Origin of the sequence: Neisseria cinerea, assembly GCF_900475315.1 — a bacterium.
Classification (GTDB): Bacteria; Pseudomonadota; Gammaproteobacteria; order Burkholderiales; family Neisseriaceae; genus Neisseria; species Neisseria cinerea.
The window spans coordinates 998,116-1,013,787 of record NZ_LS483369.1 but is presented as its reverse complement, the minus strand read 5'-3'; the positions used below and the strand labels follow the sequence as shown (position 1 = coordinate 1,013,787).

12 protein-coding genes are annotated in these 15,672 nt (G+C 51.4%); 5 read left to right on the top strand and 7 right to left on the bottom strand.

The genetic code is table 11. From position 1 onward, the window contains the following. Nucleotides 1-17 precede the first annotated feature (17 nt). Together pyrG and DQM57_RS05335 are read left to right on the top strand one after the other, a co-directional pair. Nucleotides 18-1,652, top strand: a complete 1,635-nt coding sequence (pyrG, locus tag DQM57_RS05340; protein ID WP_111727201.1) for a CTP synthase — start codon at nucleotides 18-20, stop codon at nucleotides 1,650-1,652. A gap of 270 nt (nucleotides 1,653-1,922) precedes the next feature. Continuing rightward, nucleotides 1,923-3,452 (top strand): helicase HerA-like domain-containing protein, encoded by a 1,530-nt coding sequence (locus DQM57_RS05335; RefSeq protein WP_111727200.1) that lies wholly within the window; start codon nucleotides 1,923-1,925, stop codon nucleotides 3,450-3,452. 206 nt (nucleotides 3,453-3,658) lie between these two features. On the opposite strand, the gene DQM57_RS05330 is transcribed toward DQM57_RS05335, so the two are convergent. The 7 genes from DQM57_RS05330 to secA all read right to left on the bottom strand — a co-directional run bounded on the left by DQM57_RS05330 (nucleotide 3,659) and on the right by secA (nucleotide 13,674). Continuing rightward, nucleotides 3,659-4,513 carry an amino acid ABC transporter substrate-binding protein gene (locus DQM57_RS05330; protein ID WP_111727199.1) on the bottom strand — a complete coding sequence of 285 codons (855 nt, stop codon included), beginning with the start codon at nucleotides 4,511-4,513 and terminating at the stop codon, nucleotides 3,659-3,661. 74 nt (nucleotides 4,514-4,587) lie between these two features. Continuing rightward, nucleotides 4,588-5,319 (bottom strand): amino acid ABC transporter ATP-binding protein, encoded by a 732-nt coding sequence (locus DQM57_RS05325; RefSeq protein WP_111727198.1) that lies wholly within the window; start codon nucleotides 5,317-5,319, stop codon nucleotides 4,588-4,590. A 1-nt stretch (nucleotide 5,320) separates the two neighbouring features. Further along, nucleotides 5,321-5,989: an amino acid ABC transporter permease gene (locus DQM57_RS05320; RefSeq protein ID WP_107996583.1), complete on the bottom strand. Its 669-nt coding sequence runs from the start codon at nucleotides 5,987-5,989 to the stop codon at nucleotides 5,321-5,323. Continuing rightward, nucleotides 5,979-6,638, bottom strand: coding sequence for an amino acid ABC transporter permease (locus tag DQM57_RS05315; RefSeq protein ID WP_111727197.1), 660 nt, complete (start codon nucleotides 6,636-6,638; stop codon nucleotides 5,979-5,981). Before DQM57_RS05315 ends, DQM57_RS05320 begins: the two co-directional genes overlap by 11 nt. A 244-nt stretch (nucleotides 6,639-6,882) precedes the next feature. Further along, nucleotides 6,883-8,811 carry an RNA polymerase sigma factor RpoD gene (gene rpoD / locus DQM57_RS05310; protein ID WP_111727196.1) on the bottom strand — a complete coding sequence of 643 codons (1,929 nt, stop codon included), beginning with the start codon at nucleotides 8,809-8,811 and terminating at the stop codon, nucleotides 6,883-6,885. Between the two features lie 184 nt (nucleotides 8,812-8,995). Beyond that, the gene (dnaG, locus tag DQM57_RS05305) at nucleotides 8,996-10,768 is read right to left on the bottom strand and encodes a DNA primase (RefSeq protein WP_111727195.1); all 1,773 of its coding nucleotides are present in this window, start codon (nucleotides 10,766-10,768) and stop codon (nucleotides 8,996-8,998) included. Between the two features lie 155 nt (nucleotides 10,769-10,923). After that, nucleotides 10,924-13,674, bottom strand: a complete 2,751-nt coding sequence (gene secA, locus DQM57_RS05300) for a preprotein translocase subunit SecA (protein ID WP_111727194.1) — start codon at nucleotides 13,672-13,674, stop codon at nucleotides 10,924-10,926. A 130-nt stretch (nucleotides 13,675-13,804) separates the two neighbouring features. Between secA and DQM57_RS05295 the strand changes: the two genes are divergently transcribed. From DQM57_RS05295 to DQM57_RS05285, 3 genes are all read left to right on the top strand, one after another. Next, entirely contained in the window at nucleotides 13,805-14,227 is a 423-nt protein-coding gene (locus DQM57_RS05295) for a DciA family protein (RefSeq protein ID WP_111727666.1), read from the top strand. Nucleotides 14,228-14,506: 279 nt separating this feature from the next. Further along, on the top strand, nucleotides 14,507-15,061 hold the full coding sequence (azu, locus tag DQM57_RS05290) for an azurin (protein ID WP_003674831.1): 555 nt from the start codon (nucleotides 14,507-14,509) through the stop codon (nucleotides 15,059-15,061). A 92-nt stretch (nucleotides 15,062-15,153) separates the two neighbouring features. Further along, the gene (locus DQM57_RS05285; RefSeq protein ID WP_003741856.1) at nucleotides 15,154-15,663 is read left to right on the top strand and encodes a hemerythrin domain-containing protein; all 510 of its coding nucleotides are present in this window, start codon (nucleotides 15,154-15,156) and stop codon (nucleotides 15,661-15,663) included. Nucleotides 15,664-15,672 lie beyond the last annotated feature (9 nt).

Below are 15,672 nucleotides of genomic sequence, written 5' to 3'. Positions count from 1 at the left end.
AACATGGGTATTCCATCATGACAAAATTTATTTTCGTAACCGGCGGCGTCGTATCTTCACTCGGGAAAGGTATCGCCGCCGCTTCTATTGCCACTATCCTCGAATCGCGCGGTCTGAACGTGACCATGCTCAAGCTCGACCCTTATATCAATGTTGACCCCGGCACGATGAGCCCGTTCCAGCACGGCGAAGTGTTCGTTACCGACGACGGCGCGGAAACCGACCTCGACTTGGGACACTATGAACGTTTCATCAATGCCACCATGACTCGCCGCAACAGCTTCAGTACGGGGCAGGTGTACGAAAACGTTATCGCTAAAGAACGCCGCGGCGACTATCTCGGCGGTACGGTTCAAGTCATTCCGCACATTACCGACGAAATCAAACGACGCATCCATGAAGGCGCGGCGGGTTACGATGTGGCTATCGTCGAAATCGGCGGTACGGTCGGCGACATCGAATCGCTACCGTTTTTGGAAGCCATCCGTCAAATGCGCAGCCAGTTGGGACGCAACAACACCTTGTTTGCCCACTTGAGCTACGTTCCCTACATTGCCGCCGCAGGCGAAATCAAAACCAAGCCGACCCAGCACACCGTTAAAGAAATGTTGAGCATCGGTTTGCAGCCCGACATCCTGATTTGCCGCATGGACAGAACCATGCCCGCGGACGAACGCCGCAAAATCGCCTTGTTCTGCAACGTGGAAGAGCGCGCGATTGTGGGCAGCTACGACGTGGACAGCATCTACGAATGCCCCGAAATGCTGCACGACCAAGGCATCGACAACATCATTACCGAGCAGTTGCAACTTAACGTGCAACAGGCGGATTTGACCGCATGGAAAAAAATCGTCCACGCCATCCAAAACCCGAAACACACCGTCAAAATCGCCATGGTCGGCAAATACGTCGATTTGACCGAGTCCTACAAATCATTGATTGAAGCTTTGAAACACGCAGGTATTCACACTGAAACCGACGTACAAATCACCTTTGTTGACAGCGAAAGCATTGAGAAAAACAACGGCGACGTTTCTATGCTCAAAGATATGGATGCCATCCTTGTTCCCGGCGGTTTCGGTTCGCGTGGTGTGGAAGGCAAAATCGCCGCCGTGCGCTATGCCCGTGAAAACAACGTGCCATACTTGGGCATCTGCCTCGGTATGCAGATTGCGCTGATCGAATACGCCCGCGATGTGGCAGGTTTGAAAGGTGCGAACTCCACTGAGTTCGACCTCAAATGCGCCGCTCCAGTAGTCGCCCTGATTGATGAATGGCAAACTGCCGACGGCAGCGTCGAAACTCGCGACGAATCCGCCGATTTGGGCGGAACGATGCGTTTGGGCGCACAAGAGGTTGAATTGGAAGCAGGCAGTCTAGCTGCCAAAATCTACGGCAGCGAACACATCCGCGAGCGCCACCGCCACCGCTACGAAGTCAACAACAACTATGTTCCTCAGTTAGAAAAAGCAGGCTTGGTCATCGGCGGCGTATCTGCCGGACGCGAACGCTTGGTCGAAACCATCGAGCTGCCGAACCACCCTTGGTTCTTCGCCTGCCAGTTCCATCCTGAGTTCACCTCCAATCCGCGCAAAGGGCATCCCTTGTTCACCGCGTTTGTCAAAGCCGCGTTGAACAATAAAAAAGGGTGATAACGCGGTATGTGATGATTAGAATGCCGTCTGAAAATCTGAATAAAGGTTTTCAGACGGCATTTTTACAGGTAAGGAGGGGCGGTTTGATTTTGAAGTTTGACTTTGATGATACATTCAACGGCTTTCAATTTTCGGAAACTTTTTATCAAATAATATAAAATGTAAATTTAAAAATTTGTTTGGGTTAAATTCTTTGGCTGCAAATATTAGGATATTTGTTTTTAAAGATAATATATGGTTCCGTATCACGGATTCTAAGGAATAATCATGACTACATTTCAAATTGCGCGTGCCGACGGGAAAACGCTCGAAATCCAAGGCAAAATGGCGAACCGCCACGGTTTGATCGCCGGTGCGACCGGTACGGGCAAAACCGTGACTCTGCGCCGTATGGCGGAAGCCTTCAGCAGCGAGGGCGTTCCCGTATTTTTGGTTGACGTCAAAGGCGATTTGTCGGGCATCGCGCAAGCGGGTGCCGCCAGCGGCAAGGTGGGCGAGCGCATTGCCGAGTTTGGTTTGGGCGAGCAATGGCTGCAAAGTTTCCCCGTGCGCTTTTGGGATGTTTACGGCGAAACCGGCATTCCGGTGCGCGTAACCGTTTCGGAGATGGGGCCGCTGCTGCTGGCGCGTTTGATGAATTTGAACGATACGCAGGAAGGCTTGTTGAACCTCGTGTTCAAAGTCGCCGACGATAAAGGCTGGCACATTCTGGATTTGAAAGACTTGCGCAGTATGCTGAAACACGTTTCCGACCACGCTTCGGAATACCGCACGCAATACGGCAACGTCTCCGCCGCCAGTATCGGCGCGATTCAGCGTCAGCTTTTGACGCTGGAGAACGAAGGTGCGGAAAAATTCTTCGGCGAGCCGTCGCTTAACCTGCAAGATTGGATGCAGACCGACAACGGCAAAGGCGTCATCAACGTCCTCAATTCGGAAAAACTGATGCGCTCGCCGCGTATGTACAGCGCGTTTTTGCTGTGGATGTTGGCGGAGTTGTTTGAAACCCTGCCCGAAGTCGGCGATTTGGAGAAACCGAAATTCGTAATGTTCTTCGACGAAGCGCATTTGATGTTCGACAACGCCGCCAATGCGTTGGTGGAACAGGTCGAGCAAGTCGTGCGCTTGATCCGTTCCAAAGGCGTGGGTGTGTATTTCGTGACCCAAAATCCGCTCGATTTGCCCGATACCATCCTCGGACAGCTCGGCAACCGCGTGCAACATGCCCTGCGCGCCTTCACGCCGCGCGACCAAAAAGCGGTTAAGGCCGCTGCCGAAACCTTCCGCAGTAACCCGAATATCAAAGTTGCCGAAGCGATTGCGGAACTCGGCGTCGGCGAAGCACTCGTTTCCTTCCTTGACGAAAAAGGCATGCCCGAGCCGGTAGAACGCGCGCTCGTCCTGCCGCCGCAATCTTCCTTAACCCCGCTTGCCACCGAAGAGCGCAACCGCCTGTTCCAAAACGACGATTTGTATCCGACCTATAAAGACATGGTGGACAACTATTCCGCCTTTGAAGCCTTAGCCGAAGCCGACAGTCAGGCTGCGGCGGAGAAAGAGGCGGCAGCGGCGGCAAAAGAGCAGGAAAAAGCGCAAAAAGCCGCTGAAAAAGAAGCCGCCAATGCCGACCCAGGCATACTCGGCGGACTGCTCGGCGGCTTGAGCGGCGGACGTAAAAAATCAGGACAGGGCTTGGGTTACAACGTTGCAGATGCCATTGGCAGCCAAATCAACCGTCAAGTGACCAACGCCATCTCCCGAAGCGTGATGGGCATTATTAAAAATATGTTCAAATAATCAACCGGCAATCGTAAAAACTGTCTGAAAATCAAACTGCACCTGGAAGTTATCTATCTTCTCAAGTTATTAAGGTGCAGTTTTTTATCATTAGGTATAAAGCAGCCTCCCTTCCGTTTTTGGAGGGGAGGCTATCAAGAGTTGCTGATTGGTTCGTTTTCAGACGGGTTTTTATTAGACAATAACGCTGTATAGAAGATGTCAGATTATTCAGCCAACAATTCTTCCGGTTTGACTTTCTCACCATATACGGGCAACAGGGTTTTTTCATAGGCGGCTTTCAGACGGCCGTCTTTTTTCATGGCGGCGATTTCGCCGTTGACCCAGTTCAAGAGGTCGGTGTTGCCTTTTTGAACGGCCGGTGCGATGAATTCGGCAGGGCCGAGGTTGCCGATGGCGACTTCAAAGTTCGGGTTTTCTTTTGCCCATGCCCACAGCAGGGCGTTGTCGTGGGCTAGTGCTACGCCGCGACCGTCTTTCAGTGCGTCGAAGGTTTCGGTATTTTGGTCGAATTTCAGCAGTTTGACTTCAGGATGGCTTTTGGTGAAGAAGGCGTCGGCGGTGGTGCCTTTGTTGACCAGCAGGGTTTGGTCTTTCAGTTGCGCGATGTCTGTAATCGGTTTGTCTTTGGGGGAAACCACGCCCAAGGCCACTTTCATGTAGGGGTCGGCAAAATCGACAGCTTCGGCGCGTTCGGGTGTTTTGGTGAAGTTGGCCAGGATGAGGTCGACTTTGCCGGAACGGACGTATTCGACGCGGTTTGCGGCCTCGGTCAGGACGAACTCGACTTTGTCGGGGCTGCCGAGCAGGTCTTTGGCCAGGTCTTTGGCGATTTCAACGTCAAAACCTTGGTTTTTACCGTTGGCATCAACATAGCCGAACGGAGGTTTGTCGCCGAATACGCCGATACGGATGACGCCTTTTTCTTTGATGGAGGCAACGGTTGCCGCGCCGCCGCTTTGTGAAGATTGGGCATCGCCGGAGCTGCCTCCGCAGGCGGTCAGACCGACGGCGATGGCAGCGGAAGCGAGTAGCGCTTTGAATTTTGCGTTCAGTTTCATTGGGAATCTCCTTTTTGAATGTTTGCTTGGGGTGGAATGCCGTCTGAAAGGGGGTTCGGACGGTTTGCGGTAAATCAGTAGTCCATGCCTGCCAGAAATTGGCGGGCGCGTTCGCTTTTTGGTGCGGAGAAGAAGGTTCCGGGGTCGGACGATTCGACGATGCCGCCTTTGTCCATGAAGACGATGCGGTCGGCAACTTTGCGTGCAAACCCCATTTCATGGGTTACGATGAGCATGCTCATGCCTTCGCGGGCGAGTTCCAAAACCACTTCCAAGACTTCGCGCACCATTTCGGGATCGAGTGCGGCGGTAATTTCGTCCAGAAGGATGACTTCCGGATTCAGGCACAGGGCGCGGACGATGGCGATGCGCTGTTTCTGGCCGCCGGAGAGTTCGCGCGGATAGGCGTTTTTGCGGTCGAGCAGTCCGACGCGTTCCAACAGTTTGTCGGCTTGTGCCTCTGCTTCGGCACGGTTGCGGTTTTGTACTTTCACCGGGCCTAAGAGGATGTTTTCGATGACGGTCATGTGGGCAAACAGTTCATAGCTTTGGAAGACCATGCCGACTTTTTGCCGGGCGGTTTGCCAGGAAACGTCTTTGCCGAATTCGCCGACACCGTCCATCACGATGCTGCCGCCTTGGTACGGTTCCAAACCGTTGACGCAGCGCAGGAGTGTGGATTTGCCGCAGCCGGACGGACCCAGCAGTACGATGACTTCGCCCTTTTCCAAGTCCAAGTCTAAGGATTGGATGGCGGTTACGTTGCCGTATTGTTTGTGCAGGTTGCGGATGCTCAGTAAAGCCATGTCAGTGTTCCCATTTTTGTTCAAGTTTTGCCGCCAGTAGCGACAGTGGCCAGCAACAGAAGAAATACAGCATAAAAATCAGGCCGTAAACCCAAAATGAAGCATTGGGCTGCGTCAGCAAAGAGTTTTCGATGATTTGCTGGCCGACTTTGACGACTTCGATGACGCCGATAAGGGAGGCGAGCGAGCTGGTTTTGATCATGCGCGTGAACAGGTTGACGGCGCCGGGTAATACGCGGCGGATACTTTGCGGCAGCTCGATGTAACGGAATACCTGCCCGCGGCTCAAGCCGAGTGCCAAGCCTGATTCGACCTGGTGTTTTTCAATCGATTCCAATGCGCCGCGGACCAAATCGCCCATTTCGGCGATGCCCCACATGGTAAATACCCAGACGCAGACCCAAAATCCGTCGATGTGGATGCCTGTCCAGACGGATAGGCCGAAATACAGGCCGAACAGCCATACCAAAATCGGCACGATTCGGATGGTTTCGAGATAAAACCGTCCGACAAAGCGGATGAGCCGGTTGCGTGAACGCAGAACCAAGCCGAACAGCGTGCCCAATACGCAGGAGGCGGCAACGGAAGCCAGGGAAATCTGCGCCGTCAGCAACAGGCCTTCGCCCAAGCGCGCCGCGTTTTGTCCTTCAAACAGCCAGTCAAACACCATATTTTGCACTCCGTACGCGGTTTTCGGCCCAGCGCGCCAAAAGCGAAACGGGCAGAAGGATAATCAGGTAGCTGGCAAACAGCAGGAACAATGCCTCGTTGGTTTTGTAGTCCATGCCGATGATGTCTTTGGTAACGAACAGCAATTCCGCAATGCCGACTGCGCTGACGATAGATGTTTCTTTCATCAGAAACAATACGTTTGCGCCGATGGCGGGAACGGTGACCGCCCATGCTTGAGGCAATTCGACATAGCGGAAGACTTGAAATCGGTTTAAACCGATTGCCTTGCCCGCTTCAATCTGTCCTTTGGGGACGGCTAGAATGCCGGCGCGGATGGCTTCCGCCATGTAGCTTGCACCCAAGAAAACCAGTGCAATCACGCCGCAGGTGAAGCCGTCCCATTTGATGCCCATTTTCGGCAGGCCGTAATACAGGAAAAACAGCTGAATCAGCAGGGGCGTATTGCGCGACAACTCGATATAGGTGCGTGCCAATGCGTAGAAGGGGCGGATGCGGTATGCCGTAACCACGGCAACGGGCAAGCCGAACAACAACGATAAAACGATGCCATAAGCCGACAATTCCAGCGTCAGCTTTGCTGCGTCAACGAATTTGGGTATGGCGTCAATCAGATAAGGCCAGTTCATCAGAATCAGACAATCAACGTAATAACGGCGGTATTTTAACGGCTTTGTAAGGGAGTGTTAAATAATGGATAGGAATATCAACCGTGGATAAAACACAAAAATGGAATAAGGGAAATGCCGTCTGAAAATGGTTCAGACGGCATTTATCTCTTGTTTTAGGTATGGGTTTGGAAGGCGGCTTAAGGCGGATAAAATGCCCGCTATAAAAAAACGCAGGTTTTACAACCTGCGTTTTGTGTCGGGTTTACAACTTGCTGTCTTCACTGTCCAAGAAGCTTCTCAAGCGGTCGCTGCGAGTCGGGTGGCGCAACTTGCGGAGTGCTTTTGCCTCAATTTGGCGGATGCGTTCGCGGGTTACGTCAAACTGTTTGCCAACTTCTTCAAGCGTATGGTCGGTATTCATGTCGATGCCGAAGCGCATACGTAAGACTTTGGCTTCACGAGGCGTCAGGCTTTCAAGGATTTCTTTGGTTACCTCATGCAGGCTGGTGTACATTGCCGCATCAGCCGGAGCAATATTGTTGGAATCCTCGATAAAGTCGCCCAAGTGCGAATCGTCGTCGTCGCCTATAGGTGTTTCCATGGAAATCGGTTCTTTGGCGATTTTCATGATTTTACGGATTTTGTCTTCAGGCATCTGCATCAGTTCGGCAAGTTTGGCGGAATCCGGTTCTTCTCCGGTTTCTTGAAGGTGCTGGCGGGAGATGCGGTTCATCTTGTTGATGGTTTCAATCATATGCACCGGGATACGGATGGTGCGTGCCTGGTCGGCAATCGAACGGGTAATCGCCTGACGGATCCACCATGTCGCGTAGGTGGAGAATTTGTAGCCGCGGCGGTATTCGAATTTATCGACCGCCTTCATCAAGCCGATATTGCCTTCTTGAATCAAATCAAGGAACTGTAAGCCTCGGTTGGTGTATTTTTTGGCAATGGAAATCACCAGCCGCAAGTTTGCCTGAATCATTTCCTGCTTGGCGGCTGCGGTTTCTTTTTCGCTCGACACCATATTTTTGTTGATTTCTTTCAGCTCTTCGATGGAAATACGGGTTTCTCTTTCCATATTTGCCAACTCGGTTTGTTTTTCGAGGATGGCGTGGCGGAAGCGGTCGAGAGCGTTGCTCCAGACCCTGCCTTTAGCAACTTCTTCTTCCACCCATTGCAGGTTGGTGATTTCGGGCAGGAAGTTTTGGATGAAATAGTCGCGTTCCATATGGACGCGGTCAAGGCAGATATCGCGGATTTCGCGTTCGAGTTTGCGGATGTTTTCGACACGGTTGCGTAGGTTGCCGCTTAGGCTCTCGATTTGGCGGGTGGCGAAGCGGACTTCCAAAAGTTTGTTGGCGATGGCATCGCGGTAGGCGAGATAGTCTTTGTGCCGGCTGTGGTGTTTTTCCAAACGGCTGATCATTTTCTTATAGTCTTTTTCAATTTGTGCAAAATGATCGATGACCTTTTGTTTCAGTTCAGCAAGATTGGCTGCAGAGATGGCATCCGCATCGCCTTCCGATTCTTCATCATCTTCATCTGCATCCGGGTCGTCATTGGCTGGCTCTTCGTGTGCAGTGTTTTCTAGGTGTCCGAGTCCCAATTCGTTCAGCAGGACTTCGTTGGGGTCGATAATGGCTTCGACGACTTCATCGACACGGATTTCGTCTTTGCGGATTTTTTCGATTAGCCCTAGGATTTCCGCGATGGAACCAGGGCAGGCGGAAATTGCCTGAACCATGTTTTTCAGGGCATTTTCGATTTTTTTTGCAATGATGATTTCGTCTTCGCGGGTCAGCAGGTCGACCTGTCCCATCTCACGCATATACATACGGACGGGGTCGGTAGTTCTGCCGAACTCGGAATCGGCGTTGGAAAGGGCGGCTTCAGCCTCTTCGACTGCATCATCGTCGGTAACGGCGGCATTGTCGCTTAAAAGGATGTCTTCTGCGTCCGGTGTGTGTTCGGTAACTTGGATGCCCAAGCCGGAAATCATGCTGACGATATTGTCGATTTGGTCGGCATCAGACATATCGTCTGGCAGGGCGTCGTTGATTTCGGAGTAGGTGATGTAGCCGCGTTCTTTACCCATGATGATGAGCTGGCGCAGGCGCGCGCGTTGCTCTTCAATGCTTAACGGACGGGTGTCGTCTTGATATTCTTCGTGATTTTGGTTTCTGGACATTGTCTGCTTTCTGTTGGTAAGGTGCCGACGGTTTGCGTTTGAACGCACCTGAAGGCGTGGCAGAGTGGGGTACTCTGATGCCATCTGAAAGTTTGTCTAATCGGATGTTCTGCCGGTATGTTATGCAGCTGTGCCTAATACTTTTCAGACGGCATGATGGTTTATGGACGGCGTATTTTGCCGGTCAGTTCTGTTTTGCGGTCAGTAGCGACAGCAAAAGTTTTTTTTCACTTTCACTTAAGCCCGATTTTAGGCTTTTTTGTTTCAATGCTTCGATTTGGCTGTATTTTAACTCATTGAGCAGTTTTTTCATGCCGATTTGGAAATTCTCGCAATCTTCTTCGCTGCTGCTGTTCATTTCTTCCGACTGGAGCGTCGAATGGAAGATTCGGTTTATCGTTTCTTCGTAAGGCGAGCCACGCATATACTCTAAAACCTGAGCGGTTTCGGGTACGGCGGCATGGCTTTTAATCGATTCGGCAAGATTGGCAAGGCAGGCGAAATCGCCGTCTAATACCAAATAATCGGGCAGGTCTATATATGCAGCCCAATCAGGATTTATCAAGAGGCTGCGGATTTGCCGCTGTACCAGCGTCAGCATGACGGGCTGTTTGACGGAAATCGGAGGCAGTTTGTAGCTTTTTTGTTTGACGTGCCGCTTCGGCGCTTCCTGTCCCATCAGTCGGGCGAGATTGTCGGGATCGATGCCGACCAGCTCGCTAAGCCGTTGTTTCAACAAATAAGCCAATGCCGGAGCGGTAATCTGTGCCAAAAGCGGCGAACTGGTTTTCACCAATTCCGCCTTGCCTTCCTGCGTATTGAGATTAATGCCGTCTGAAAGATGTTCCCAGAAATATTCCGACAGCGGCTTGCTTTGATTCAACAGCGCATCTTCAAATTGCGCTTTTCCATAGGCACGGATGTAACTGTCGGGGTCGTGTTCTTCCGGCAGGAATAAAAAATGCAGCGATTTGTCGTCTTTCAATTGCGGCAACGCGTTTTCCAGTGCGCGCCAAGCGGCTTTCCGTCCAGCGCTGTCGCCGTCGAAACAGAAATAAATACTGTCTGCCTGACGCATCAGGATTTTGACGTGTTCCGCTGTTGTTGCCGTGCCCAAGGCCGCCACACCGTAGCCTACGCCGAACTGCGCCAGCGCGACCACGTCCATATAGCCTTCGACCACCAAAATCCGTCCTGCCTCTTTTACAGCAGCACGCCCCTCATACAAGCCGTAAAGGTTTTTCCCTTTATCAAACAAAGGTGTATCGGGAGAGTTTAGATATTTGGGTTTGGAGTCATCCAACACCCTGCCGCCGAAACCGATTACCTGCCCGCGCGGATTTCGGATAGGAAACATAATCCGATGACGGAAGCGGTCATAATGCCGACCTTCATTGTCAATCACCATACCCGTATCCACTAACGCGGTATTAGGATACGGTTGGAACACTTGCGCCAAAGGCTGCCAGCCGTCGGGCGCATAGCCCAAACCATAATGCGCGATGACTTCCGCACTCAAGCCGCGCTTGTCCAAATAAGCTTTTGCAGTCGGATTAAATTTCAACTGTTGCGCGTAAAAATCCGCTGCCGCAGCCGTCGTTTCCTCCAGCGTCTGCTGTTTCTTCTTACGTTCGGCACGGACTTCGGGATTATCGTTCTGCCCGCGCACTTTAGGCACAACCATGCCTACACGGTCGGCAAGAAACTGCACTGCCTCTGGAAACGACAGCCCCTGATGTTCCATCACAAAACCAATCGCCGAACCGTGCGCCCCGCAACTGAAACAATGGTAAAACTGCTTGGTCGGACTGACCGAAAACGACGGCGTCTTTTCCTTGTGGAACGGACAACAAGCCATATAGTTCGCCCCGCCCTTTTTCAGCGGAACCTGCTCGTCGATAATATCGACAATATCGACTTTGGCCAGAAGTTCGTCAATGAAATCGGATGGAATCATGATTCTGAGGGTGATTCTGAGGGGCGGATGCCTGTTTTTAGTTCGGACGGTATCAAATCGGGAGTTTTCGGATTGTCGGTCGGATACGGTGATTCAGGCAAAATGCCGTCTGAAACCGGAAATCGGATGTTCAGACGGCATACCTACTCGGACGCTTAATCCAGTTTTCCGTGGCACTGTTTATATTTCAAGCCGCTTCCGCATGGGCAGGGATCATTCCTATGGACGATTTGCCCCCGCGCTTCTAAGGCTTCGGGGCTGAAATCCGTTCCATCGGGATTAAAGGCCTCGGTAACCAAATCGGTTTGCGACTGCCCCAAAAGCTCTTCCATATCGGGAGATTCCGAATGGATAGACTGGATGTTGCCGACGGGTTGCTCTTCAACTGCAGCAGCAGGGTTTTGTTCGATTTGAACCGATGTAAGCAGGGAGGCAATATGGAATTTGATGCCGTTCCACAGGTCTTGGAACATGGTAAAGGCTTCACGTTTATATTCCTGCTTCGGATTTTTTTGAGCATAGCTGCGCAGATGTATGCCTTGTCGCAGGTAGTCCATGGCGGCAAGATGTTCGCGCCATTGGGTGTCGATGACCTGCAGCATGACGTTGCGCTCAAAATCAGCCATTGCCTGTTTGCCGACCAGTTCGGTTTTGGCGGCATATTCGTTTTCGATGCGTTCGATCAGGCGTTCTTTGATGTCTTGACCGTCAATTGTATTGTCTGCTTTCAGCCAGGACTGAATGTCTTCGTGCAGTCTGAATTCGGCAGCCAGACGGTTTTCCAGAGTCGGAATGTCCCATTGTTCTTCCATGCTGTCCGGCGGCATATATATGTCTACAAGTCCGCTGATGACATCAAAACGAATTTCCTTCATCAGGTCGCTGATGTCTTTGCTGGTTAAAATTTCGTTGCGTTGGCTGTAAATGACTTTACGTTGCTCGTTGGCGACGTCGTCGTATTCCAGAACCTGTTTGCGCATATCGAAGTTTCTACCTTCAACTTTGCGTTGAGCACCTTCGATTTGGCGCGTCAGTAGGTTGTGTTCGATAGCGACGCCGCGTTCGGGTGCAAGGCGGTTGAGGATGGCGGCGGCACGGTCGAGCGCGAAGAGGCGCAGCAATGGGTCTTCAAAGGAGAGATAGAAGCGGCTGGAGCCGGGGTCACCCTGACGGCCGGAACGTCCGCGCAATTGGTTGTCGATACGGCGGCTTTCGTGGCGTTCCGTACCGATGATGTGTAAACCGCCTGCTTCCATTACTTTATCGTGTTCTTCTTGCCAACCGTTTTCCAATGCGGAAATTTGTGCGGCTTTTTCATCATCGTTCAGGGTTTCATCAGTTCTGATGGCATCAATCTGGTGCTTCAGGTTGCCGCCCAATACGATGTCCGTACCGCGCCCCGCCATATTGGTGGCAACGGTAATGGCGCCGACTTTACCTGCCTGGGCGACAATCAGCGCTTCGCGTTCGTGTTCTTTGGCGTTCAGAACATTATGCGGCAGTCCGGCTTTTTGCAGGAGATGGGAAACCAGTTCGGAGTTTTCAATGCTGGTGGTGCCGATGAGGACGGGTTGTCCGCGTTTGTGGCATTCTTCGATGTCTTTGACGACGGCTTCAAATTTTTCTTCGGTAGAACGGAAAATCTGGTCGTTGAAGTCTTTGCGCTGTACGGGGCGGTTGGTCGGGATAATGACGGTTTCGAGGTTATAAATGCTTTGGAACTCGAAAGCTTCGGTATCTGCTGTACCAGTCATGCCGGAGAGCTTGGTGTACAGGCGGAAATAGTTTTGGAAGGTGATGGAGGCAAGGGTTTGGTTTTCGCGTTTGATTTCCACGCCTTCTTTGGCTTCTACGGCTTGATGCAGGCCTTCGGACCAGCGGCGGCCGGACATCAGCCGGCCGGTGAATTCGTCCACGATGACGATTTCGCCGTCTTGGATAACGTAATGTTGGTCTTTGTGGAACAGCGAGTGCGCGCGTAATGCTGCCATAAGGTGGTGCATCAGGGAGATATTTGCCGCCGAGTACAGTGAGTCGTTTTCTGCCAGCAGCCCCATTTGGGTCAGGATTTGTTCGGCGTGTTCGTGACCTGCTTCGCTCAGGATGACCTGATGTGCCTTTTCGTCGACCCAATAGTCGCCTTCTCCTTCTTCTGTCTCTTGACGGACGAGGTGGGGCGGAACGGTATTCATGATTTGGTAGAGCTGGATGTTGTCGTCCGCCTGGCCGGAAATAATCAGTGGGGTACGCGCTTCGTCAATTAAGATGGAGTCCACTTCGTCAACGACGGCGAAATTCAATTCGCGCTGTACTTTGTCGTATTGGTCGGTAACCATATTGTCGCGCAGGTAGTCGAAGCCGAATTCATTATTTGTGCCGTAGGTGATATCGGCGGCATAGGCGTTTTGACGGTCGAACGGCTGCATGTCTGAAATAATCACGCCCACGGTAAGGCCGAGGAAATTATAGAGGGGCTCCATGATGCCCGCATCGCGTGAGGCAAGGTAGTCGTTGACGGTTACGACGTGTACGCCTTTGCCGGCAAGTGCGTTGAGATAAACGGCAAGGGTGGCGACCAAGGTTTTACCTTCGCCGGTGCGCATTTCGGCGATTTTACCGTTGTGCAGCACCATGCCGCCGATCAGTTGCACGTCGAAGTGGCGCATGCCGAGCACACGGCGGGATGCTTCGCGGCAGACGGCGAAGGCTTCGACCAAGATGTCGTCCAGAGTCTGTCCGTCGGCCAGGCGTTGTTTGAATTCGGCTGTTTTGGCCTGTAAATCCGCATCGCTCAAGGCTTTCATTTGTTCTTCGAGTGCGTTGATTTTGACAACGGATTTGCGGTATTGTTTGAGCAGCCTATCGTTGCGGCTGCCGAAAATTTTCTTAGCGATGTTTGTCAGCATGAATAATTCCTACGCCTGATATAATAGTGGGCGAAAACGTAATTTTAACACAAGCGGTTGCGTAAAGTGCTAATGCCGTCTGAAATAAAGGCGCGTTTGCAGTATTTCAATCTTTCGGGGTGTGCGTTTTATGAATCTGGAACATCTGGGCAGGCAGGATTCACTGCTTTCGGGGCTTTTGAAACAGGCGGGGAAATGGCGGCGTTTGGATGCTGCGGTAAAAAAACTGCTTCCCCCTAATCTGCATCCGCACTTTCAGACGGCATGCATCGAAGATGGAGGGCTTATCCTTTTGGCGGCAAACAATATGGCGGCATCGCGTTTGAAGATGATTGTGCCGTCGGTTCTGCCGCAATTGGCCGGTTTGGATGAGGCAATACGGTCTGTTTCGGTTAAGGTTGTACCGAAGCCGGAAAGCCGGCCGAAAACGAATAATCTGCACTTGAGTAAAGCTGCATTGGAAAGTTTTGATTTGGCGGCAGCTAGGCTGGAAAAGCGACATCCTGAATTGGCAGAAGCTTTGGCGGAATTGGTCAGGAAACACGGTGCATAAATTTACTTTCGAAAAATTGTAAATTTCAGTTAATTGGCAAAGTAAAATGGTGGTTAATCTAATACTAAATACATAGTCTTAAGGCGAGTCTTCCTGGTTTTTGGGTAAACTGGTGTAAACTTACAAACAGGCTTTGATTTCAAGTAAAGTTTGTAGCAAAATACCGTACTGAGACATCTGTTTATGCAATCGTTGCCATGCTTTTTTAAGGTTTGTTAATATCGGTTGCATTTTAATTTTCGTAAAATTTAACACAATTTCATCAATTGGAGATTTGTTATGAAAGCTTATCTGGCTCTGATTTCTGCTGCCGTTATCGGTTTGGCTGCCTGCTCTCAAGAACCTGCTGCACCGGCTGCCGAGGCTCCTGCAGCTTCTGAGGCTCCTGCCGCTGAAGCACCTGCAGCCTCTGAGGCTGCACCGGCTGATGCCGCAGCCGCACCTGCCGCCGGCAACTGCGCAACTACTGTTGAAGCCAACGACGCTATGCAGTACAACACTAAAGAAATCCAAGTAAGCAAGGCTTGTAAAGAATTTACCATCACCCTGAAACACACCGGTACCCAACCTAAAACCAGCATGGGTCACAACCTTGTTATCGGTAAATCCGAAGACATGGATGGTATTTTCAAAGATGGTGTTGGCGCAGCTACAACCGACTATGTTAAACCTGATGATGCACGCGTTGTTGCCTACACCAAACTGATTGGCGGCGGCGAAGAAGCTTCCCTGACTCTGGATCCTGCTAAATTGGCCGGCGGCGAATATAAATTCGCTTGTACCTTCCCAGGTCACGGTGCTTTGATGAACGGTAAAGTGACTTTGGTTGACTAATCCGCCTAAAGCTTGAAAACAGACAGCCTGCCTTGTGCAGGCTGTTTTGTTATAATCTGGAAACGTTAATTTAAGAATAAAACCTAAAAACCATGAATCCGTTTGAAACCAAAAGCGTTACCTTTGCCGAACCGATTGAAATGCTGTATGCCTGCCACGGCAAAGTGCGCCGTTTCTGCGGCCAAGTCGCCATGCTGTCGGACTACATCGCCGAAAACGGCTGCAATCAGATTGTTTTGCAAACCATCCGCCAAATTGCCCAGTATTTTAACGTTGCCGCGCCGCTGCACCATGAAGACGAAGAAGAAAATTTCTTCCCGCTCCTGCTGCAATACGCGCCGCAAGCCCAAGAAAGCGTGGACGAGCTTTTGCGCCAACATGTAAGCCTACATGGCAACTGGGATGCCGTGGCTGCCGAATTTGCCAAACTCGAAGCAGACAACGCCTATATCCCTGATGCGGAAGCGTTCAAACGCTTTGTGGCAGGTTACGATGTGCATCTGGCGATTGAAGAACCCTTGTTCGACATGGGCAAAACGTTTATCCCCAAAGAGAAACTGACCGAGATCGGCGAAATCATGGCGGCGCGCCGACGCAGATAAGGTCGTTTG

Bases quoted from the DNA above. Each gene is read 5' to 3' on its own strand.
- DQM57_RS05335 (WP_111727200.1), top strand. From the start codon at position 1,923: ATGACTACATTTCAAATTGCGCGTGCCGACGGGAAAACGCTCGAAATC.
- DQM57_RS05315 (WP_111727197.1), bottom strand. From the start codon at position 6,638: ATGAACTGGCCTTATCTGATTGACGCCATACCCAAATTCGTTGACGCA.
- azu (WP_003674831.1), top strand. From the start codon at position 14,507: ATGAAAGCTTATCTGGCTCTGATTTCTGCTGCCGTTATCGGTTTGGCT.
- rpoD (WP_111727196.1), bottom strand. From the start codon at position 8,811: ATGTCCAGAAACCAAAATCACGAAGAATATCAAGACGACACCCGTCCG.
- dnaG (WP_111727195.1), bottom strand. From the start codon at position 10,768: ATGATTCCATCCGATTTCATTGACGAACTTCTGGCCAAAGTCGATATT.
- pyrG (WP_111727201.1), top strand. From the start codon at position 18: ATGACAAAATTTATTTTCGTAACCGGCGGCGTCGTATCTTCACTCGGG.
- secA (WP_111727194.1), bottom strand. From the start codon at position 13,674: ATGCTGACAAACATCGCTAAGAAAATTTTCGGCAGCCGCAACGATAGG.
- DQM57_RS05325 (WP_111727198.1), bottom strand. From the start codon at position 5,319: ATGGCTTTACTGAGCATCCGCAACCTGCACAAACAATACGGCAACGTA.
- DQM57_RS05330 (WP_111727199.1), bottom strand. From the start codon at position 4,513: ATGAAACTGAACGCAAAATTCAAAGCGCTACTCGCTTCCGCTGCCATC.
- DQM57_RS05285 (WP_003741856.1), top strand. From the start codon at position 15,154: ATGAATCCGTTTGAAACCAAAAGCGTTACCTTTGCCGAACCGATTGAA.
- DQM57_RS05320 (WP_107996583.1), bottom strand. From the start codon at position 5,989: ATGGTGTTTGACTGGCTGTTTGAAGGACAAAACGCGGCGCGCTTGGGC.
- DQM57_RS05295 (WP_111727666.1), top strand. From the start codon at position 13,805: ATGAATCTGGAACATCTGGGCAGGCAGGATTCACTGCTTTCGGGGCTT.